This window comes from uncultured Tateyamaria sp. (assembly GCF_947503705.1).
In the GTDB taxonomy this organism is placed as follows: domain Bacteria; phylum Pseudomonadota; class Alphaproteobacteria; order Rhodobacterales; family Rhodobacteraceae; genus Tateyamaria.
Genome location: NZ_CANNES010000014.1, coordinates 36,635 through 53,681, shown reverse-complemented (window position 1 = coordinate 53,681; position 17,047 = coordinate 36,635). Strand labels below are relative to the sequence as shown.

General features: G+C 63.1%; 16 protein-coding genes. 11 read left to right on the top strand and 5 right to left on the bottom strand.

The window, feature by feature from the left end; genetic code table 11:
* Nucleotides 1–3: 3 nt before the first annotated feature.
* From Q1A44_RS20460 to crtA, 3 genes are all read right to left on the bottom strand, one after another.
* Nucleotides 4–1,680, bottom strand: a complete 1,677-nt coding sequence (locus tag Q1A44_RS20460) for a magnesium chelatase subunit D (RefSeq protein ID WP_299628986.1) — start codon at nt 1,678–1,680, stop codon at nt 4–6.
* A gap of 90 nt (nt 1,681–1,770) precedes the next feature.
* Complete coding sequence (gene bchI, locus Q1A44_RS20455) at nt 1,771–2,778, bottom strand: magnesium chelatase ATPase subunit I (RefSeq protein WP_299628984.1); 1,008 nt, start codon at nt 2,776–2,778, stop codon at nt 1,771–1,773.
* Complete coding sequence (gene crtA / locus Q1A44_RS20450) at nt 2,775–3,482, bottom strand: spheroidene monooxygenase (protein WP_299628982.1); 708 nt, start codon at nt 3,480–3,482, stop codon at nt 2,775–2,777. Before crtA ends, bchI begins: the two co-directional genes overlap by 4 nt.
* Nucleotides 3,483–3,580: 98 nt before the next feature.
* Between crtA and Q1A44_RS20445 the strand changes: the two genes are divergently transcribed.
* Genes Q1A44_RS20445 through Q1A44_RS20435 form a run of 3 tightly spaced genes read left to right on the top strand, consistent with a single transcriptional unit; the run spans nt 3,581 to nt 6,628 of the window.
* Nucleotides 3,581–5,110, top strand: coding sequence for a phytoene desaturase (locus Q1A44_RS20445; RefSeq protein WP_299628980.1), 1,530 nt, complete (start codon nt 3,581–3,583; stop codon nt 5,108–5,110).
* On the top strand, nt 5,107–6,141 hold the full coding sequence (gene crtB / locus Q1A44_RS20440) for a 15-cis-phytoene synthase (protein ID WP_299628978.1): 1,035 nt from the start codon (nt 5,107–5,109) through the stop codon (nt 6,139–6,141). Before Q1A44_RS20445 ends, crtB begins: the two co-directional genes overlap by 4 nt.
* A 4-nt stretch (nt 6,142–6,145) precedes the next feature.
* Nucleotides 6,146–6,628 carry a TspO/MBR family protein gene (locus Q1A44_RS20435; RefSeq protein ID WP_299628976.1) on the top strand — a complete coding sequence of 161 codons (483 nt, stop codon included), beginning with the start codon at nt 6,146–6,148 and terminating at the stop codon, nt 6,626–6,628.
* 145 nt (nt 6,629–6,773) lie between these two features.
* Here Q1A44_RS20435 and crtC read toward each other — a convergent pair whose 3' ends face one another.
* Entirely contained in the window at nt 6,774–7,646 is an 873-nt protein-coding gene (gene crtC / locus Q1A44_RS20430) for a carotenoid 1,2-hydratase (RefSeq protein ID WP_299629097.1), read from the bottom strand.
* A complete protein-coding gene (gene crtD / locus Q1A44_RS20425; RefSeq protein WP_299628974.1) occupies nt 7,643–9,208 on the bottom strand; it encodes a 1-hydroxycarotenoid 3,4-desaturase CrtD in 1,566 nt (521 codons plus the stop codon). The genes crtC and crtD overlap by 4 nt, the downstream gene beginning before the upstream one ends.
* A 123-nt stretch (nt 9,209–9,331) precedes the next feature.
* Between crtD and Q1A44_RS20420 the strand changes: the two genes are divergently transcribed.
* The 8 genes from Q1A44_RS20420 (at nt 9,332) to pufQ (ending at nt 16,934) form a co-directional block, all read left to right on the top strand.
* Nucleotides 9,332–10,210 carry a polyprenyl synthetase family protein gene (locus Q1A44_RS20420; RefSeq protein ID WP_299628972.1) on the top strand — a complete coding sequence of 293 codons (879 nt, stop codon included), beginning with the start codon at nt 9,332–9,334 and terminating at the stop codon, nt 10,208–10,210.
* The gene (locus Q1A44_RS20415) at nt 10,207–11,325 is read left to right on the top strand and encodes a methyltransferase (RefSeq protein ID WP_299628970.1); all 1,119 of its coding nucleotides are present in this window, start codon (nt 10,207–10,209) and stop codon (nt 11,323–11,325) included. Before Q1A44_RS20420 ends, Q1A44_RS20415 begins: the two co-directional genes overlap by 4 nt.
* Nucleotides 11,326–11,444: 119 nt before the next feature.
* Nucleotides 11,445–12,380, top strand: a complete 936-nt coding sequence (gene bchC, locus Q1A44_RS20410; RefSeq protein ID WP_299628968.1) for a chlorophyll synthesis pathway protein BchC — start codon at nt 11,445–11,447, stop codon at nt 12,378–12,380.
* Nucleotides 12,381–12,383: 3 nt separating this feature from the next.
* Nucleotides 12,384–13,385 (top strand): chlorophyllide a reductase iron protein subunit X, encoded by a 1,002-nt coding sequence (locus tag Q1A44_RS20405; protein WP_299628966.1) that lies wholly within the window; start codon nt 12,384–12,386, stop codon nt 13,383–13,385.
* A complete protein-coding gene (locus Q1A44_RS20400; protein ID WP_299628964.1) occupies nt 13,372–13,563 on the top strand; it encodes a hypothetical protein in 192 nt (63 codons plus the stop codon). The genes Q1A44_RS20405 and Q1A44_RS20400 overlap by 14 nt, the downstream gene beginning before the upstream one ends.
* Before the next feature lie 77 nt (nt 13,564–13,640).
* Nucleotides 13,641–15,128: a chlorophyllide a reductase subunit Y gene (bchY, locus tag Q1A44_RS20395; protein WP_299629095.1), complete on the top strand. Its 1,488-nt coding sequence runs from the start codon at nt 13,641–13,643 to the stop codon at nt 15,126–15,128.
* Between the two features lie 85 nt (nt 15,129–15,213).
* Nucleotides 15,214–16,704, top strand: coding sequence for a chlorophyllide a reductase subunit Z (gene bchZ / locus Q1A44_RS20390; protein WP_299628962.1), 1,491 nt, complete (start codon nt 15,214–15,216; stop codon nt 16,702–16,704).
* Complete coding sequence (gene pufQ / locus Q1A44_RS20385; RefSeq protein ID WP_299628960.1) at nt 16,701–16,934, top strand: cytochrome PufQ; 234 nt, start codon at nt 16,701–16,703, stop codon at nt 16,932–16,934. Before bchZ ends, pufQ begins: the two co-directional genes overlap by 4 nt.
* Nucleotides 16,935–17,047: the final 113 nt, after the last annotated feature.

Below are 17,047 nucleotides of genomic sequence, written 5' to 3'. Positions count from 1 at the left end.
CGCTTAACCGTCCAGCGCGGCGGTCACAGCGTTCGTCAAGCGCTCCGCATTTGCGCGCGGCAGGGGGACGTAAGGTGCGTTCAGGGTTGCGCCCAAAGCCTGCAAGGCGGGCTGGGGCCGGGTCGACATGTCAAGTACCAGACTTGCGATGCCAGCGCTGCGCAGGGCAGCCGCCATTTGCGTCGCATCCGTCGCAGCCTGAGCGCGATTTGCAGAGCCGTCGAGGGCAATATTGGCGCGCCCGTCGGTGATCAGAATGACCGTGGGTGTCAGCCCCTTGGAGCGGGATTGCTGGGCCAGCAGCAGAGCGTTCTGTAACCCGGATGCCAGCGGCGTACCGCCCCCGCCCGGCAGGGCAGACAAGCGCCGTTTTGTTTGCACCAACGAGCGTGTGGGGGGCAAAAGGATTTCAGCATCGGTGCCCCGGAACGCGATCAGCGACACGTGATCGCGGCTGGCATACGCGTCGGCTAGTAGGAGTTCGATTGCGCCTTTCGCCTCGCCCAGGCGGGACATGGCGGCAGAGCCTGACGCGTCGACGCAGAAGATCAACAGGCGGTCGGATTGCTCGGCATACCGTTTGAGGCGGATGTCGGAAGGGCGGATCAAGAGGCCCACGCGATTGGGCTGTTGTTGGCGGCGCAAGGGTTGCCAGGGGGCGGCGGCGCGCAAGGTCGCGACGAGGTCGATGCGTGCGCTGCTATCGAGGCGTCCGGGGCGCGAGGGCAGGGGGCGTCCGCGGCGGTTACCAGTGCGTGTTTGGCCCGCCCCAGCGCCGCCCGAATTCCGGTTTGTCCCCGCGGGGACAAGTCCGTGGAGCAGGCCGGGAGGCAGCAGTGCTTTGACAGCCTCGATGAGCATATCGGCGTCGGGCAAGGTGAGGTCGTCGGACTGGTCCTGGCCCTCGGGTTCGTCTTGCGCCTGGTCTTCTGGCGGGGGCGGATCGGCGGGAGCGTCCTCTTGCGGGACCAGCGTTGCGCGGTGGGGGTAGACAAGGGACGCGGCGGCGGTGATGTCGGGTTCGGTGAGCGTGGTGCGGCCATGAAAAAGAGCGTGCGCGCGGGCGGCGCGCAGGGCGAGGGTGGGCGCGCGGAGAGAGTGGATTCCGAAGCTTGCAGCGAGTGTCGTGAGTTGGATCAGCGCGTCGGAAATGGGCACGGTTTTTGTGTCTGTCCCCGCGGGGACAGATGTTGTTTTGGAGTTTGTCCCCGCGGGGACAACGTTCCAATCGGGTGGCCTGCGGCCTTCGGGTTCGATGTGGAAAGCGAGACGTTCAGCGAGGGCAGGGGGGACGGCCTCGTCGGGTTCGGCGCCTTCGTCGAGGGCCAAAATCCCCTGAGGCAGAGACTGATCCATGAGATTGCAAAGCTTGGCGGCAAGGGTGGGAGTGCAGCGTTCGGCCATGGGGATCAACGCCACGCAGGGAGTTGAAAAGAACCCTTTATTTTCAATAACTTGTGACGAAGCAAGGGTCGCCGACAAGTCTATTCCGCCCAAAAGCTGTTCGTCACTGATCGTGGGGGGCATTTTGCGCAGGGGCAGGGGGCTGTCAAAGGCAGCAATCACGGCGTCCCGGTCGGGACTGGCGCGCATGCGGATGACGGCCCCGCCGAGCCCCGCAGGGTCAATGGCCAAAAGACGCAAGGCCAAGGCCGCCATATGCCAGCTTGCCGCGCTCACAGCGTCACAGCATGCCCACGAAACGCAAGGGTTCACGCATCCCCGTAAGGCGGATCTTGATCCGCCATTGTGCCGGATGCCGCCGGCGCATCATCCGAGCACTTCGGCGACGGTGCGGGCCACGCGGGTGCTGCTGCCTGCTTCGTCCAGAGGGTCGCGGCGCAGGCGGTGGCTGAGCGCGATGGGGGCAATGTCGCGCAGGTGGGCGCGGGTCAGGGTGCCGTGTTTTTTGTAGGCGGCCAAGGCGCGGGCCGCCCGCAGCAAGGTCAGCTCGCCCCGCAGACCGTCACTGCCCAACGCGATGCACAGCTCGGCGCAGTCGTGCAGGATGGTGTCGGGCGTCTCGATGCCCGGCAGGGCCTTGCGCGCGGCGAGGATCTTGCGGCGGATGGTGGCGTCTTTTTTCGAATAGGTGGTCATGAAGGCGTCAAAATCGGACTCAAAGGCATCGCGGCGTTTGATGACCTCGATGCGTTGGGCGATGTCATTGGGGCTGCGGACCTCGACCGACAGGCCGAAACGGTCAAGCAACTGGGGCCGCAATTCGCCTTCCTCCGGGTTGCCGGAGCCAACGAGGACAAAGCGCGCCGGGTGCCGGATCGACAGCCCCTCGCGTTCGACCACGTTTTCACCCGATTGGGCCACGTCGAGCAAGAGGTCGACGATGTGATCCTCAAGCAGGTTGACCTCGTCGATATAAAGATAGCCCCGGTTCGCACGGGCCAGGAGGCCCGGTTCAAACGCTTTTTCCCCCCGTGTCAGCGCCCGTTCGATATCAAGCGCACCGACCACGCGATCCTCGGTCGCGCCGAGGGGCAGGTCGATCACGGGGGTGGGGATATTGGCGGTTTTCCCGGTCTCAATATTGGCCCACTCGGGGCAGGCGTCATGGCTGGCGGCGTTGATCGGGCAACCCACCACAGCCTTGATCGGAGGCAAGAGGGCCGCGAGCGCCCGTACGGCGGTGGATTTGCCCGTGCCCCGGTCGCCAAAGACCAGAACGCCGCCGATGCCCGGATCAATCGCCGTCAGAATCATTGCCTGTTTCATATCGTCCTGACCGACGATGGCAGAGAACGGAAAGGGGGTCTTGGTCATGTGAGTTTCAGTCCTTGCAGGGGGCTGGTGCCGCCCCATGTGCCTGTGTCACCCAGAATGGCGAAGCGGGCATAAAGCTCTTCTTTGAACCACGCGCCGTCGCGCACCGCCCGGATGGCGCTGGCATGTGGCCCGTTTTCACGAGCGAATTGCGCCATTTCGTGGGCGCCGGGCCAGATGGAAAAGGTGATCTGGTGCAACAGCGGCACTTCGCCGATCCCGATCTTGAAGGCCACGTTCTTGTCGCTGCCGATCATGGCGGAAATGTCGGGCACGCGGCCCCAGAATTTCAGGGCGATGCGCGGTTTGACAGTGGCGCGGGTAAGGGCGGCGATAGCGCCCGATTGCGGCTCTGACACAGGCGAAAAGGGGGTTTGCCCGCTCCACTCCCCGCGCGCGGAGGTGGGGGCGAGAAACACGGTCCAATCTTCGACTGCGCGGGCGCGGTAGCGTTGGAAGATGCGCGTTTCGGACAGTCGTGCCCGTGCCGTCGCCTCGTCCGGCCAGGTGCACAATATCGCATAGACGGCGGTGTTGGGGATGGGCGTGAACCCCTCGCCCGTACCGGACCCGCAGAGCTTCCAAAATCCCAGGTCCGGTATGCGTGCCATGGCCAGTCGTGCACCGCCCATCATGGTCAGCGCCCACGCCCGGTCTTGCCACCGCTCAAAGCGGAAGAAGGAAAGTGTCGTCGTCTGGTTCATCTCATCGCACTGTTTTTGCACCGGTATGGCGCTTGATTAAGCCTATCGGTCGAAAACAAATTGTCAACTAAACTAGACACATCTATTGTCGCAGTAACATGACACGTCTTGATCAGATCGAATCGTCGGAAAGCGCCACGGGCAACCGTGCCATCGTGGTGGGTGCCGGTTTGGGCGGCCTGGCCGCTGCCATGCGATTGGGTGCCAAGGGCTACAAGGTCACCGTCATCGACAAGCTGGATGTGCCGGGGGGGCGCGGCTCTGCCATTTGGCAGGATGGCCACCGTTTTGATCTGGGCCCGACCATTGTGACCGTGCCGCAGTTGTACAAAGAGCTGTGGGCGGCCTGTGGTCGTGATTTCGCCTCTGAGGTGGAGTTGAAGCCCCTTGATCCGTTCTATGAAATCCGCTGGCCCGACGGCACCAAGTTTGTCGCCCAGCAGGACACCGATAAGATGCGCGCCGAGGTGGCCAAGATCGAGCCCCGCGATGTGGCCGGTTTTGACAAGTTCCTGAAGGACAGTGAAAAGCGCTATTGGTTCGGGTTTGAAGACCTTGGCCGCCGGTCGATGCACAAGCTGTGGGACCTGATCGAGGTGTTGCCGACCTTTGGTCTGCTGCGTGCCGATCGGTCGGTTTATGCCCATGCGTCCAAGCGGTTCCGCAATGACAAGCTCCGCATGGCCTTTTCCTTTCACCCCCTCTTTATCGGCGGTGATCCGTGCAACGTGACCTCGATGTATATCCTTGTCAGCTACCTCGAAAAGGAGTTCGGGGTGCATTATGCGATGGGCGGTCTGGCCGGCATGGCCGAGCGCATGGCCGATGTCATCATGAGCCAGGGCGGCACGTTGCTGATGCAGACAGAGGTGGACCAGATTGTCGTCCGTGAGGGCAAGGCCCGTGGCGTGCGCCTATCCTCTGGTCTGGAGATGGGGGCCGACGTGGTCGTCAGCAATGCCGATAGCGGCCACACCTACAACCATCTGATGCGCGATGCGCCCAAGAAGCGGTGGACGCCCAAGCGGCTCAGGCGCACCCGCTATTCCATGAGCCTCTTCGTGTGGTATTTCGGGACCAAGGGCACGCGCGGCGATTGGGCCGATGTGGGTCATCACACCATTCTGAACAGCCCCCGCTACACCGGCTTGCTTCATGATATTTTCATGAAGGGGAAGCTGTCGGATGACATGAGCCTTTATATTCACCGTCCTTCGGTAACTGATCCGTCGGTGGCGCCTGAGGGGGATGATACCTTTTATGTTCTGTCCCCTGTCCCCCATCTTGGCCATGGCGGCGTGGATTGGGAGACGGAGGCCGAGGTCTATAAGGCCAAGATGCTCAAGGTGCTGGAAGAGCAGCTTTTGCCCGGGTTAGAGTCGAAAATCGTGACCGAGCAGGTGTTCACGCCGGAGACCTTTCGTGATCGGTACCTGTCGCCGCATGGCGCCGGGTTTTCGATTGAGCCGCGCATTCTGCAATCGGCCTGGTTCCGCCCCCATAACGTGTCGGAGGAGGCCGAGGGGCTGTATCTGGTCGGGGCGGGCACCCATCCGGGCGCCGGTGTGCCGGGGGTGATTTCCACCGCCGAAGTCCTCAGCCAGCTTGTGCCGGATCCGGTCACATGATGGACCCGCGCGACCTGCACGCCTGTACAGAAGCCATTCGCCACGGGTCGTTGTCGTTCCATGCGGCGTCCAAGCTGTTGCCTAAAAAGGTTCGCGATCCGGCGCTGGCGCTTTATGCGTTTTGCAGGCTGGCCGATGATGAGGTTGACCTGAAAGCCGAAAAGGTCGAGGCGGTGCTGCGGCTGCGCGACAGGCTTGACCGGGTCTATGCGGGCCGTCCCGAGAATGCGGCCCCGGACCGGGCCTTTACCGCCGTGGTGGAGCAGTTCGACATGCCCCGCACGCTGCCTGATGCGCTGCTGGAGGGGCTGGCGTGGGACGCGGATGCACGGACCTATGCGAGCCTGAGCGAGGTGCGGGATTATTCGGCGCGGGTGGCGTCGGCCGTGGGTGCGATGATGTGCGTGCTGATGGGCGTGCGGGATGCGGATGCGTTGGCGCGGGCGTGCGATCTGGGCGTGGCGATGCAGCTGACGAACATTGCCCGCGACGTGGGCGAGGATGCGCTGGAAGGGCGGCTTTACTTGCCGACCGACTGGCTGGACGAGGCAGGCATCGACCGTCAGGCGTTCTTTGCCGACCCGCGCCCGACCAAGGCGGTGCGGGGCATGGTCAAACGCCTGGTGATGGAGGCGAACAGGCTCTATTACCGCGCAGAGCCGGGGATCGCAGCCCTGCCAAAATCCTGCCGTCCCGGCATTTACGGGGCGCGGTTCATCTATGCGGGGATTGCGGGCAAGCTGACCACGATGGGCTACGATTCGATCACGGCGCGGGCGCGGACGTCCAAGGCGCAAAAGATCGGGTGGCTGGGCCAGTCGGTGCTGCAAAGCGGGATCAGTATGGTGATGCCGCAATCTGCCGTGCTTTATGCCAAGCCACTGCCAGAAGTGGCATTCCTGGTGGATGCGGCGGCCCGCAACACGCGGCCCGCGCGCAGTGACAGCCTGTTTGAGGCGCTTGCCGCCCTTGAAGAACGTCGCCAATCTGATCGGGCCACTATGATCGGTGGCCAGGTTGGGCTACGCTAGTCCAATGTTCTGGCTTCTCTTCTGTTTATTTCTGGTGGCCTGCCTTGGGGCAGGGATGACCGGTGGGCTGTTTTCGCCGGGGCCATGGTACAAATCGCTGAACAAGCCGTCCTGGACGCCGCCTGACTGGGTGTTTCCGGTCACGTGGATGGTCCTCTACCTCTGTATGGCAGGGGCGGGGGCACGGGCCGGTGTGGCCGAAGGCAACGGCGTGGCGATGGCGCTCTGGTCGATCCAGATTGCGTTCAACGCCGTGTGGACGCCAGTGTTTTTCGGCCTCAAACATATTCGCCTGGGGATGCTGGTGCTTGTGGCGCTGTGGCTGTCTGTCTTTGGCGCGATGCTGGCCCTTTGGCAGGTGGATACGATCGCGGGCATGTTGTTCATCCCCTACCTGATTTGGGTGACCATTGCCGGTGCGCTGAACGCATCGGTCTGGAACCTCAATCGCGAAGAAGCCGCGAAGGCCACTGTTCAGCCGGGCTGACCTTTCCCTTCATTGTTCTGAAAGTATTGCCCGCCGGAGGCTCCAACGCGCGAAACTGGCGATGTCGGTTCTGGTTGCATGTGCGGGATGAGGGGCCGGCCCCTCAAACTCCCCGGCAGTATTTATGGAACAATGAAGGGAAAGGTCAGGCAAACGTCCATTTGGCGCGGCGGGGAACCCGGACGGCCAGCATGGGTTTGATCAGGGGGGAGCGGAACCGCGTGAGGTCGAGCGCCTCGTGCACGCCGGTTACTGTTTCGCCGTTCAGCGTCGTTTCGACGGCCGAGCGTGAATAGAACGGCGCGTCCAGCATGCCCTGGACTTGTTTTGCCCGTGTGCCGATGTCCCCGCGCGTTTCGCGTTTGACCGCCCAGAGCGAGCGTCGCATGGGCGCCTTTGGGGGCAGGGGGATCGTTTGCGCGGTACCGTCATTGTCAAAGCTGAAGGCAGCCGCCAATTCCGACCCATCCAGTCGCGTGGCGTCATAGAAGCATGTGGCCCCTTGTGACGTGGGATAGCGCCCCCAGGTCCAGTAGCTGAAGTCTTCCTCAAGCGCCCGGGTGCCGAAATTGGCATCGAAATACCCTTCGCCGTTCCATTGCCAGCCGGGCCGGTCGATATCGACCGTGATCCGCGAGCGGGGCGCGAAGGGCCGCCAGATATGTGCGTCGTCCGGTGTCAGCGGCAGTTCCACGTTTGTGATGGCCGAGGGTGTGACCCGAATTTGCCCTTTGATCCGGCTGATCAATGGGGGCGAGGAGACCTCGTCGATGTCGATCACCAGATCGTTGCCGTCCCAGTGCATGGCGGATGGCCCGACCTCGAACCGGTCCTCGGACTGCCGCAGTGCGGAGATGCCCCGGTCGGTCATCGTGAACCGGCCCCCCGGCCCATAGGTCGCCACGTTGATGCAGACGTGGTTTTGCGGGTTTTTCCGCCCCGACCAGCGGTACCACGGCGAAAAGACCGAGCCGATGAACCCGATCACCGACACCGCCCGTGTGCCGCAATCGCTCAGGCCGTCGACATACCACCAGGCATAGCCATTTGGCCCGACAGGGATGTCGAAATTCGGTCTGCTGCGATCGCCTCGGCCGCATGCCATGCGGAGAGCGTCGCCATCGGGACGCCCCCCCCGGGATGCGTTCCCCCGCCCACCAGGTAGAGGTTGGGGATCTGTGTCCGGGCTGTGGGTCGGTTGAGGGCTGCCGTCAGCCCGTGGGGACTTTGCCCGTAAAGCGCGCCTTGGCTGGCGGGGAACATCCGCCCGAACGCTTGGGCCGTTGTCACTGTATCCGTGGTCGGTGTCGGGCTGAAAGTCATGCCGTGTGTCGCCATCTGCTGCGTGATCTGATGAAGCCATTTTGCGATGTCCTCGGGGTCTGTTGTGTCTGCGGTTGCGGGCGCGTTGGTGTCGCCCGTGGCGGGCGCATTTGTGATGATCTCGAACCGTTCGAGATCGGGGGGTGTGGTGCCTTGCCCCCTGTCCAGCGCGCAGATGTAGAAGCTGGGATTTTGCGGGATTTTGCCCGCCATGAGGTCGTTGAACTCGTCCTCTGGCTGGCTGCTGAAAAAGACGTTGTGGTGCGCCAGTGCCGGCCCCTGCGGCGTGGCCGCAAAGCTGAGCACGCGGGCCGAGAAGCTGCGCTTGGCCGTCGCCGTTTGTTTGGCGATGTGTTTGGTTTGTGCCCCGAGTGCCCCCGTGGCCAATGCCCTTGGGTCGCCTGCGTGCACAAGGATATCGCAGGGAATATGCGTGCCGTTTTCCAGTGTGACCCCTGTGGCGCGGCCCTCATGCGTCTCTATTCCGGCCACATGGGCGTTTGTCTGGATATCCACCCCCTGGCTTTGCAGCACCGATTGCAGTGCTTGCGTCAGCTTGTGCATCCCCCCTTTGACCACCCAGACGCCCGACGCCTCGGCTTGCCAGATCAGCGACAGGATGGCGGGTGCGTGTGTCGGGCTGCCCCCCACGTAGGTGGCGTATCGTCCAAAGAGTTGCCGCAGTCGCGCATCGTCAAAGGAGGATTTGAGCAGGGACTTGAGCGTAGAGAGCGGGGCCATGGCCGGGATGAGCTTTGGGTGTTTCAGCACGTGTGCCGTGAGCGCGCCGAGCCTGGGTTCGGGCGCTTGCATCATGGGCCCGTCAAAGGCCTGGAACAGCGCCCGGGTCCGGGCGCAGAACCTGGTGAATTCGCGTGCCGCCTTGGCCCCGGCAAAGTCGTTGATCGCCGTCGTGCTGAGCGCCTCGTCGGAATAGAGGTCAAGCGTGCTGCCATCGGGCCAGAAGTGCCGGGCCAGCGTGTCCTGCCGGATCAGCGTGACGTGATCGTCCAGCCGTTGCCCGGCGCAGGCAAAGAGGTCGTCAAAGACGTGCCGCATCGTCAGCACCGTTGGCCCTGCGTCGATCGGCCCGGCGGTGGAGGGCACTGTTCTGATCTTGCCCCCGACTGTCCCGTGCCGTTCCAGCACCGTCACCTGCATCCCCGCCGCGCGCAGCCGGACCGCGCAGGCCAGCCCGGCGATGCCCGCGCCGATGATTACGGCGCGTGTGGGGGTTGAGGGGTCGTGGGCTGTCACGGTGCTCTTTCTATGCGGCGCTGGTGTTTGCGATTGTTGACTCGTCTCGGCAAAGTGTCCAGTATGATTTACACTTTAGTGTCGTGCGTGCATTACACTTCATCCCGCTGCAGGAGGCACCTCATGGGTCTGAACACACGGATCGAAGCCGCAATTGCCAAGGCTGTGGCCGTCGGGCAGGGACGCGGATCGACGCCGCCCAAGCTGGCCAGTGCCTTGCATTACGCGACCGCCCCCGGCGGGGCCCGCATCCGCCCGACCATCCTGATGTCGGTGGCAATGGCCTGCGGCGATGACCGCCCTGCCATTTCCGATGCCGCCGCTTCGGCGTTGGAGCTGATCCACTGTGCCAGCCTCGTGCACGACGACCTGCCTTGTTTTGACGACGCGGATGTGCGCCGGGGCAAGCCGTCGGTTCACAAGGCCTATTCGGAGCCTTTGGCGGTGCTGGCGGGCGACAGCCTGATTGTGCTCGCCTTTGAGATCTTGGCGCGCCAATCCGGGCAATCGCCTGAGCGTGTGGCGCAGTTGATCATGACGCTGGCCCAACGCACGGGCATGCCCGGTGGCATCTGTGCGGGCCAGGGTTGGGAGAGCGAGAGCGAGATTGACCTGAGCGCTTACCATCAGGCCAAGACCGGGGCGCTGTTTATCGCCGCGACGCAGATGGGGGCCGTGGCCGCGGGCCAGGAGGCGGAGCCGTGGTTTGAGCTGGGCGCGCGCATTGGCGAGGCGTTTCAGGTGGCCGACGATTTGCGCGATGCGCTTTATGATGCCGAGACGCTGGGCAAGCCTGCGGGTCAGGACGACTTGCATGGGCGGCCCAATGCGGTGACCCTGCTGGGTGTGAATGGGGCCATTAGTCGCCTCAAGGATATTCTGGGCGGGGCCATCGCCTCGATCCCGGCTTGCCCGGGCGAGGCGCAACTGGCCGAGATGGTGCGTATGTATGCGGAGCGTTTGACGCCCGTGGTGACACCGACCCACGTGCCCGGCGAATGATCACCGAGACCCAAGACGGCCCCGCCTGGCGCGGTGGCTGGCTGAACCGCCTGATCGCGCGGCCCGGTTTTCAAAGCTGGGCGGCCCGCTTTCCCTTGACGCGGGGACGGGCGCGCGCCGATGGGGCGGTGCTGTTTGATATTGTGCAGGGATTTGTGCAGAGCCAGGTCTTGCTGGCCCTGATCGAATTGCAGGTGTTTCGGCGGCTCAAGGCGGGGCCGCAGAGTGCGGATGATTTGGGCCATGCCCTGGATATTCCGGCCGACCGGATGCAGATCGCCTTGCAGGCGGGGGCGGCCCTTGGCCTGCTCAAGCGCAAGCGTGATGGGCGCTTTGCCCTGGCCCGCAAGGGGGCCGCCTTGATGGGCGTGCCGGGGCTGGAGGCGATGATTCGCCATCATGGCGCATTTTATGATGACCTGCGTGATCCGGTGGCTTTGCTGCGGGGGCCGGAGGAGACGCAACTGTCGAAGTTTTGGCCTTATGTCTTTGGCGGCGATGTGCCCGAGGCGGAGGCGCATATCTATTCCGATCTGATGGCCCAATCCCAAAGGTTGGTGGCCGAGGACACGTTGCGCACGGTGTCACTCAAGGATGTGTCACATCTGTTGGACATTGGCGGCGGCACCGGTGCCTTTCTTGAGGCGGCGGGGCGTGCGGCGCCCAAGATGCAGATGACCCTGTTTGATCTGCCGCCCGTGGTGCCCGATGCCCAAGCGCGGTTCGATGCGGCGGCCATGGCGGATCGGGTGCGCATTGTGCCGGGGTCGTTTCGCACCGATCCATTGCCCGAAGGGATGGATGCCATATCGTTGATCCGTGTCCTTTATGACCATTCGGACGATACCGTTCGCGCCCTTTTGGCCAAGGTTCGAGACGCTTTGCCTGCCGGCGGCCGCCTGATCGTCTCGGAGCCGATGGGCGGTGGCGCGCGGCCTGACAAGGCGGGCGACGTCTATTTCGCATTCTACACGATGGCGATGCAGACGGGCCGTGCCCGATCGGCGGCGGAGATTTCGGCCCTGTTGGCCGAGGCGGGGTTTGACCAGATCAAGGTTTACAAACCCAGCCGGTCCTATGTGACCCAAGCGGTCACGGCGGTGCGTGCCGAATGATTGCGCCTGAATGTGTCTAATCTAATTGACACATTGAAATGTCTAACTAGAATGACACTATAGGAAATCCGCTCGCGTCTGAGTCTTTGACCGCGTGGGCCACCCTGAGGGAGATCACATTGGAAACCGCTGCCGTCCTTTTGAAAGGTCCCAAGGATCTGGACCTGGACACCCTGCCGCTGACTGCGCCGGGGCCTGCGGATCTGGTTGTGAGCGTCACCCATTCGGGCATTTCCACCGGCACCGAAAAACTGTTCTGGAGCGGTGAGATGCCGCCCTTTCCTGGCATGGGCTACCCGCTTGTCCCCGGTTACGAGGCGGCGGGTGAGGTTGTCGAGGCGGGGCCGCTGACGGGGTTCAAACCCGGCGACCGTGTGTTTGTGCCCGGTGCCAATTGCTATGACGGTGCCTTTGGCTTGTTTGGTGGGGCCGCTGCCACTGTCGTTACGGACAGCGAGCGCGTGACGCGAATCGATGCGGGCCTTGGCGCCGAGGGTGCCTTGCTGGCGCTTGCCGCGACCGCCCGCCATGCGATGGCTGGCATGAACAAGGCGGTGCCCGACCTGATCGTGGGTCACGGGGTGCTGGGCCGTTTGCTGGCCCGTCTGACCATTGCCGCCGGTGCGCCGGCCCCGATGGTCTGGGAAATTGATCCGGCCCGTCGCGATGGTGCCCAAGGCTATCAGGTCATGGACCCTGCTGACGATCCGCGCCGCGACTATACGTCGATCTATGATGCGTCGGGGCAGGGTGCCCTGCTGAACGATCTGGTTGGCCGTATCGCCAAGGGTGGCGAGATTGTGTTGGCCGGGTTTTATTCCGCGCCTTTGTCCTTTGCCTTTCCGCCCGCCTTTATGAAAGAGGCGCGCTTTCGCGTGGCCGCTGAATGGACCCGCGAGGACCTGGCCGCGACCCGCGCCCTGGTCGAATGCGGCGCACTGAGCTTGAGCGGTTTGATCACACACACCAAGCCCGCCGCGACGGCGCGTGCGGCATATGAGCAGGCGTTTACCGACGCGTCCTGCCTGAAAATGATTTTGGATTGGGAGCACTGAGCCGTGAAAGATGAAGTACCAAATTTGAAAGACTTCGATCAGCGGCTGCGCGATGAGGCCCATGAGGACCTTGCAGATATCGTGGCGGAAGAACCTACCTCCAAGACCCAGATCATTGCCATCTATGGCAAGGGCGGCATCGGCAAGTCGTTCACCCTTGCCAACCTCAGCCACATGATGGCCGAGCAAGGCAAGCGCGTTTTGCTGATTGGCTGTGATCCGAAATCCGATACCACATCTTTGTTGTTCGGCGGCAAGGCGTGCCCGACCATCATCGAGACCTCGACCAAGAAGAAGCTGGCCGGCGAAGAGGTGCAGATCGGGGATGTGTGCTTCAAGCGCGGCGGCGTGTTCGCGATGGAGTTGGGCGGCCCGGAAGTGGGCCGTGGTTGCGGCGGTCGTGGCATCATCCATGGTTTCGAGCTGCTGGAAAAGCTGGGCTTTCACGATTGGGATTTTGACTACGTCCTGCTCGATTTCCTGGGCGACGTGGTCTGCGGTGGCTTTGGCCTGCCCATTGCCCGCGACATGGCCCAGAAGGTGATCCTGGTCGCATCGAACGATTTGCAGTCCCTGTATGTCGCCAACAACGTCTGTTCGGCGGTGGAGTATTTCCGCAAGCTGGGCGGTAATGTTGGTGTCGCAGGTCTGGTCATCAACAAGGATGACGGGTCGGGCGAGGCGCAGGCCTTTGCCGAGGCGGTCGACATTCCGGTGCTGGCGGCGATCCCGCAGAATGATGATCTGCGCAAGAAATCGGCCAACTATCAGATTGTCGGCACGGCCGATTCCGAATGGGGCGCGCTCTTTGCTGCTCTGGGCGAGAACGTGGCGGTGGCCCCGCCGGTGCGCCCGGCCCCTCTGGATCAGGACGGGTTGTTGGGCCTGTTCGATGCGTCCGAGACCGGTGGCGATGTGGTTCTGGAACCGGCCACCGACATGGACATGCGCGGCAAGAATGCCGAGCCGAAGGCGTCGCTGGAGGTGATCTATGACGACGCTTGATTTGAGCGCGGTCATTGCGACTGTGACCCAGAGCAAGATTGCTGTCCGCACCTCGCGAGAGATGTGTGACACCAGCCAGGAATGCCTGGTGCAGGGACATCGCGCCCTGGCTGCGACACGTGCCAATCTGGCCCAGATGCAGGCGGCCTTGGCAGCCTTTCGGCGGGATCTGCCTTGAGCAAGGCCGTGACATATGACGCCACCGATGAGGTGGAGGTGACCACCGGTCATCCGCGCGAGGCCGAGTTGCCTGCCGTGGAGGCGGGCGTAGATAGTCTTGGCTGTCATTCGGGTTCCGAGATGGAGAAGGCCGCGCGCATGGCCGGCAATTCCGAGATGCTCGACACGTTCGCCGCAGACTATCCGCAGGGCCCCCATGACAAGCCGCAGTCGATGTGCCCCGCCTTTGGGTCATTGCGTGTGGGATTGCGGATGCGCCGCACCGCCACCGTTTTGAGTGGCTCGGCCTGCTGTGTTTATGGCCTGACCTTTGTGAGCCATTTTTACGGGGCGCGTCGGAGCGTGGGCTATGTGCCCTTCAATTCCGAGACGCTGGTGACCGGCAAGCTGTTCGAGGACATTCGCGAGTCTGTCCACGATCTGGCCGATCCCGAGAAATACGATTCCATTGTGGTGACCAACCTGTGTGTGCCCACTGCGTCTGGCGTGCCCCTGCGGTTGCTGCCAAACGAGATCAACGGTGTGCGCATCGTGGGCATTGATGTGCCCGGTTTTGGCATCCCGACCCATGCGGAAGCCAAGGACGTGTTGGCCGGTGCGATGCTGAAATACGCTCGCGAAGAGGTTGAGGCTGGCCCCGTGGCCGCGCCCACCGGTGGCAAGTCGGACCGTCCGACCGTGGCCATGCTGGGCGAGATGTTTCCGGCCGATCCGATGATGATCGGGCAAATGCTGGCCCCTCTGGGTTTGGCTGCGGGCCCGGTTGTGCCGTGCCGCGAATGGCGCGAGCTTTACGCCGCTCTGGACAGTTCTGTCGTGGCGGCGATCCATCCGTTTTACACCGCCTCTGTGCGCGAGTTCGAGGCCGCGGGTCGGCCCATCGTCGGCTCAGCCCCTGTGGGCCGCGATGGCACCGCGTCCTGGCTGGCGGCGATTGGGCGTGCCCATGGCTGTTCCGCCGAACAGATCGCTGCGGCTCAGAATGCTGTGCTGCCTGCCATCACCGGGGCGCTGGCGGCGACGCCGATTTTGGGGACGATCACCTTGTCGGGCTATGAAGGGTCCGAACTGCTGGTTGCCCGTCTGCTGATCGAGAGCGGGGCGGATGTGCCTTATGTGGGCACCGCGTGCCCCCGGACGCCGTGGAATGCGGACGATCAGGAGTGGCTGGAAGCGCGCGGCGTCAAGGTGCAGTTCCGCGCCTCGCTGGAAGATGATTGTGCCGCCATGGAAGCGGTGCAGCCCGATCTGGCCATTGGCACGACGCCGGTGGTGCAGAAGGCCAAAGAGCTGGGTATTCCCGGCCTCTATTTCACCAACCTGATTTCGGCGCGCCCCTTAATGGGTGTGGCGGGCGCCGGGTCGTTGGCCACGGTCATCAACGCGGCTATCGGCAACAAATCCCGCATGGATCATATGAAGGCGTTCTTTGAGGGCGTTGGCACCGGCGACACGGCGGGTGTCTGGGAAGGCACGCCGAATGTGCGTGAGGATTTCCGGGCGCAGAACCAGAAGAAGCTTGAGCGTCAGGCCAAGGCGGCGAAGGCCGCTGAGATGATATGATGGCGCGGGCTTCATATGTTCGGAGTGGGGGCCAGCCCCCACACCCCCGGAGTATTTTTGAAGAAAAGAAGCTGGGGGTTTCCTCATGCTGATTATGGATCATGACCGGGCTGGCGGGTATTGGGGGGCTGTTTATGCGTTCTGTGCCGTCAAGGGCCTGCAATGTGTGATTGACGGCCCTGTGGGCTGTGAAAACCTGCCGGTGACGTCCGTGTTGCATTACACCGATGCGCTGCCACCCCATGAGTTGCCCATCGTGACCACCGGTCTGGGCGAGGAAGAGCTTGGCCGTGACGGGACCGAGGGCGCGATGAAGCGGGCCTGGGGCACGCTGGACCCCGCGCTGCCTGCCGTTGTTGTGACCGGTTCCATTGCCGAGATGATCGGCGGGGGTGTCACCCCCATGGGCACCAACATTCAGAGATTCCTGCCGCGCACCATTGATGAGGATCAGTGGGAAGCGGCGGATCGGGCGATGACCTGGATCTTTACCGAGTTCGGTATGACCAAGGGTCGGATGCCGCCCGAGAAGAAACGCGAGGAAGGTGCGCGTCCTCGCGTTAATATCCTCGGTCCGATGTATGGCACGTTCAACATGCCATCTGATCTGGCCGAGATCCGCAGGCTGGTCGAAGGGATCGGCTGCGAGGTCAACATGGTGCATCCGCTGGGTGCCCACGTGGCCGAAATGCGAAATCTGGTAAATGCGGATGTGAACATCTGCATGTACCGCGAGTTCGGGCGCGGGTTGTGCGAGCTTCTTGCCAAGCCGTATCTACAAGCCCCGATAGGGGTCGAGAGTACCACCAAGTTCCTGCGCGCACTGGGGACCTTGGTGGGCCTCGACCCCGAACCTTTTATCGAGCGCGAAAAACATTCGACGCTCAAACCTGTGTGGGACCTGTGGCGGTCCGTGACGCAGGATTTCTTTGCCACTGCGTCCTTTGCCATCGTGGCGAACGAGACCTACACCCGGGGCATTCGTCAGTTCCTGGAGGATGACATGGGCTTGCCCTGCGCCTTTGCGGTGGCCCGGGTGGCAGGCAAGAAGACCAACAACGAAGAGGTGCGGGCCTGGATGGGCCAAAAGCGGCCTTTGGTTGTCTTTGGCTCCATCAACGAAAAAATGTACCTGGCGGAGCTGAAGGCGGGCTTTGGACCGGCGCCTGCCTTTATCCCCGCGTCGTTCCCCGGCGCCGCGATTCGCCGTCATACCGGCACGCCGATGATGGGCTATGCCGGTGCCACCTATCTTATTCAGGAAGTGTGCAACGGGCTTTTTGATGCCCTGTTCCACATCCTGCCTCTGGCCTCCGACATGGACAGTGCCGAGGCGACCCCGACGACCCTGCGCCGCGACTTCCCCTGGGATGCCGATGCGCAGGCGATGCTCGACAAGATTGTCGAGAAGCACCCCATCCTGACCCGAATTTCCGCGGCAAAAACCTTGCGCGATGCGGCTGAGCAAGCAGCCCTGAGCGCCGGTGCGGACCGGGTTGTGATCGAAACTGTGCGCGCATTGGACCCTGCCCTGGCCGGGTCGTCAGAACCTGTTTCCGAGGAGGAGCAACAATGACTGACATGACATCTGATCTGGTCACCACCGAGGCCGCGCCGAAAAAGCGCAACGGCCAAAAGACCGAGTTCATGGTCTATTTCGCGATCATCTTTGTGGCGACGCTGCCGCTGGCCTGCCTGACCTGGGCGTTGGCCGCGATCAAATCGCGGTCGTTCACGGACAAGGGCCCGATGGCCCGGGCCTGGACCCAAGCGCGGATCATCACGCCGATGATCTTCAACGCTTGAAGGCCCACCCGACATATTTCGAATTTCCCAGCATGTGTGCGCCTGCCGGGATGCGAGACTGGCCGCCTGGCAACAGGTGGACAGAGCCCGGAGGGGGCGACCCCAATGGACCC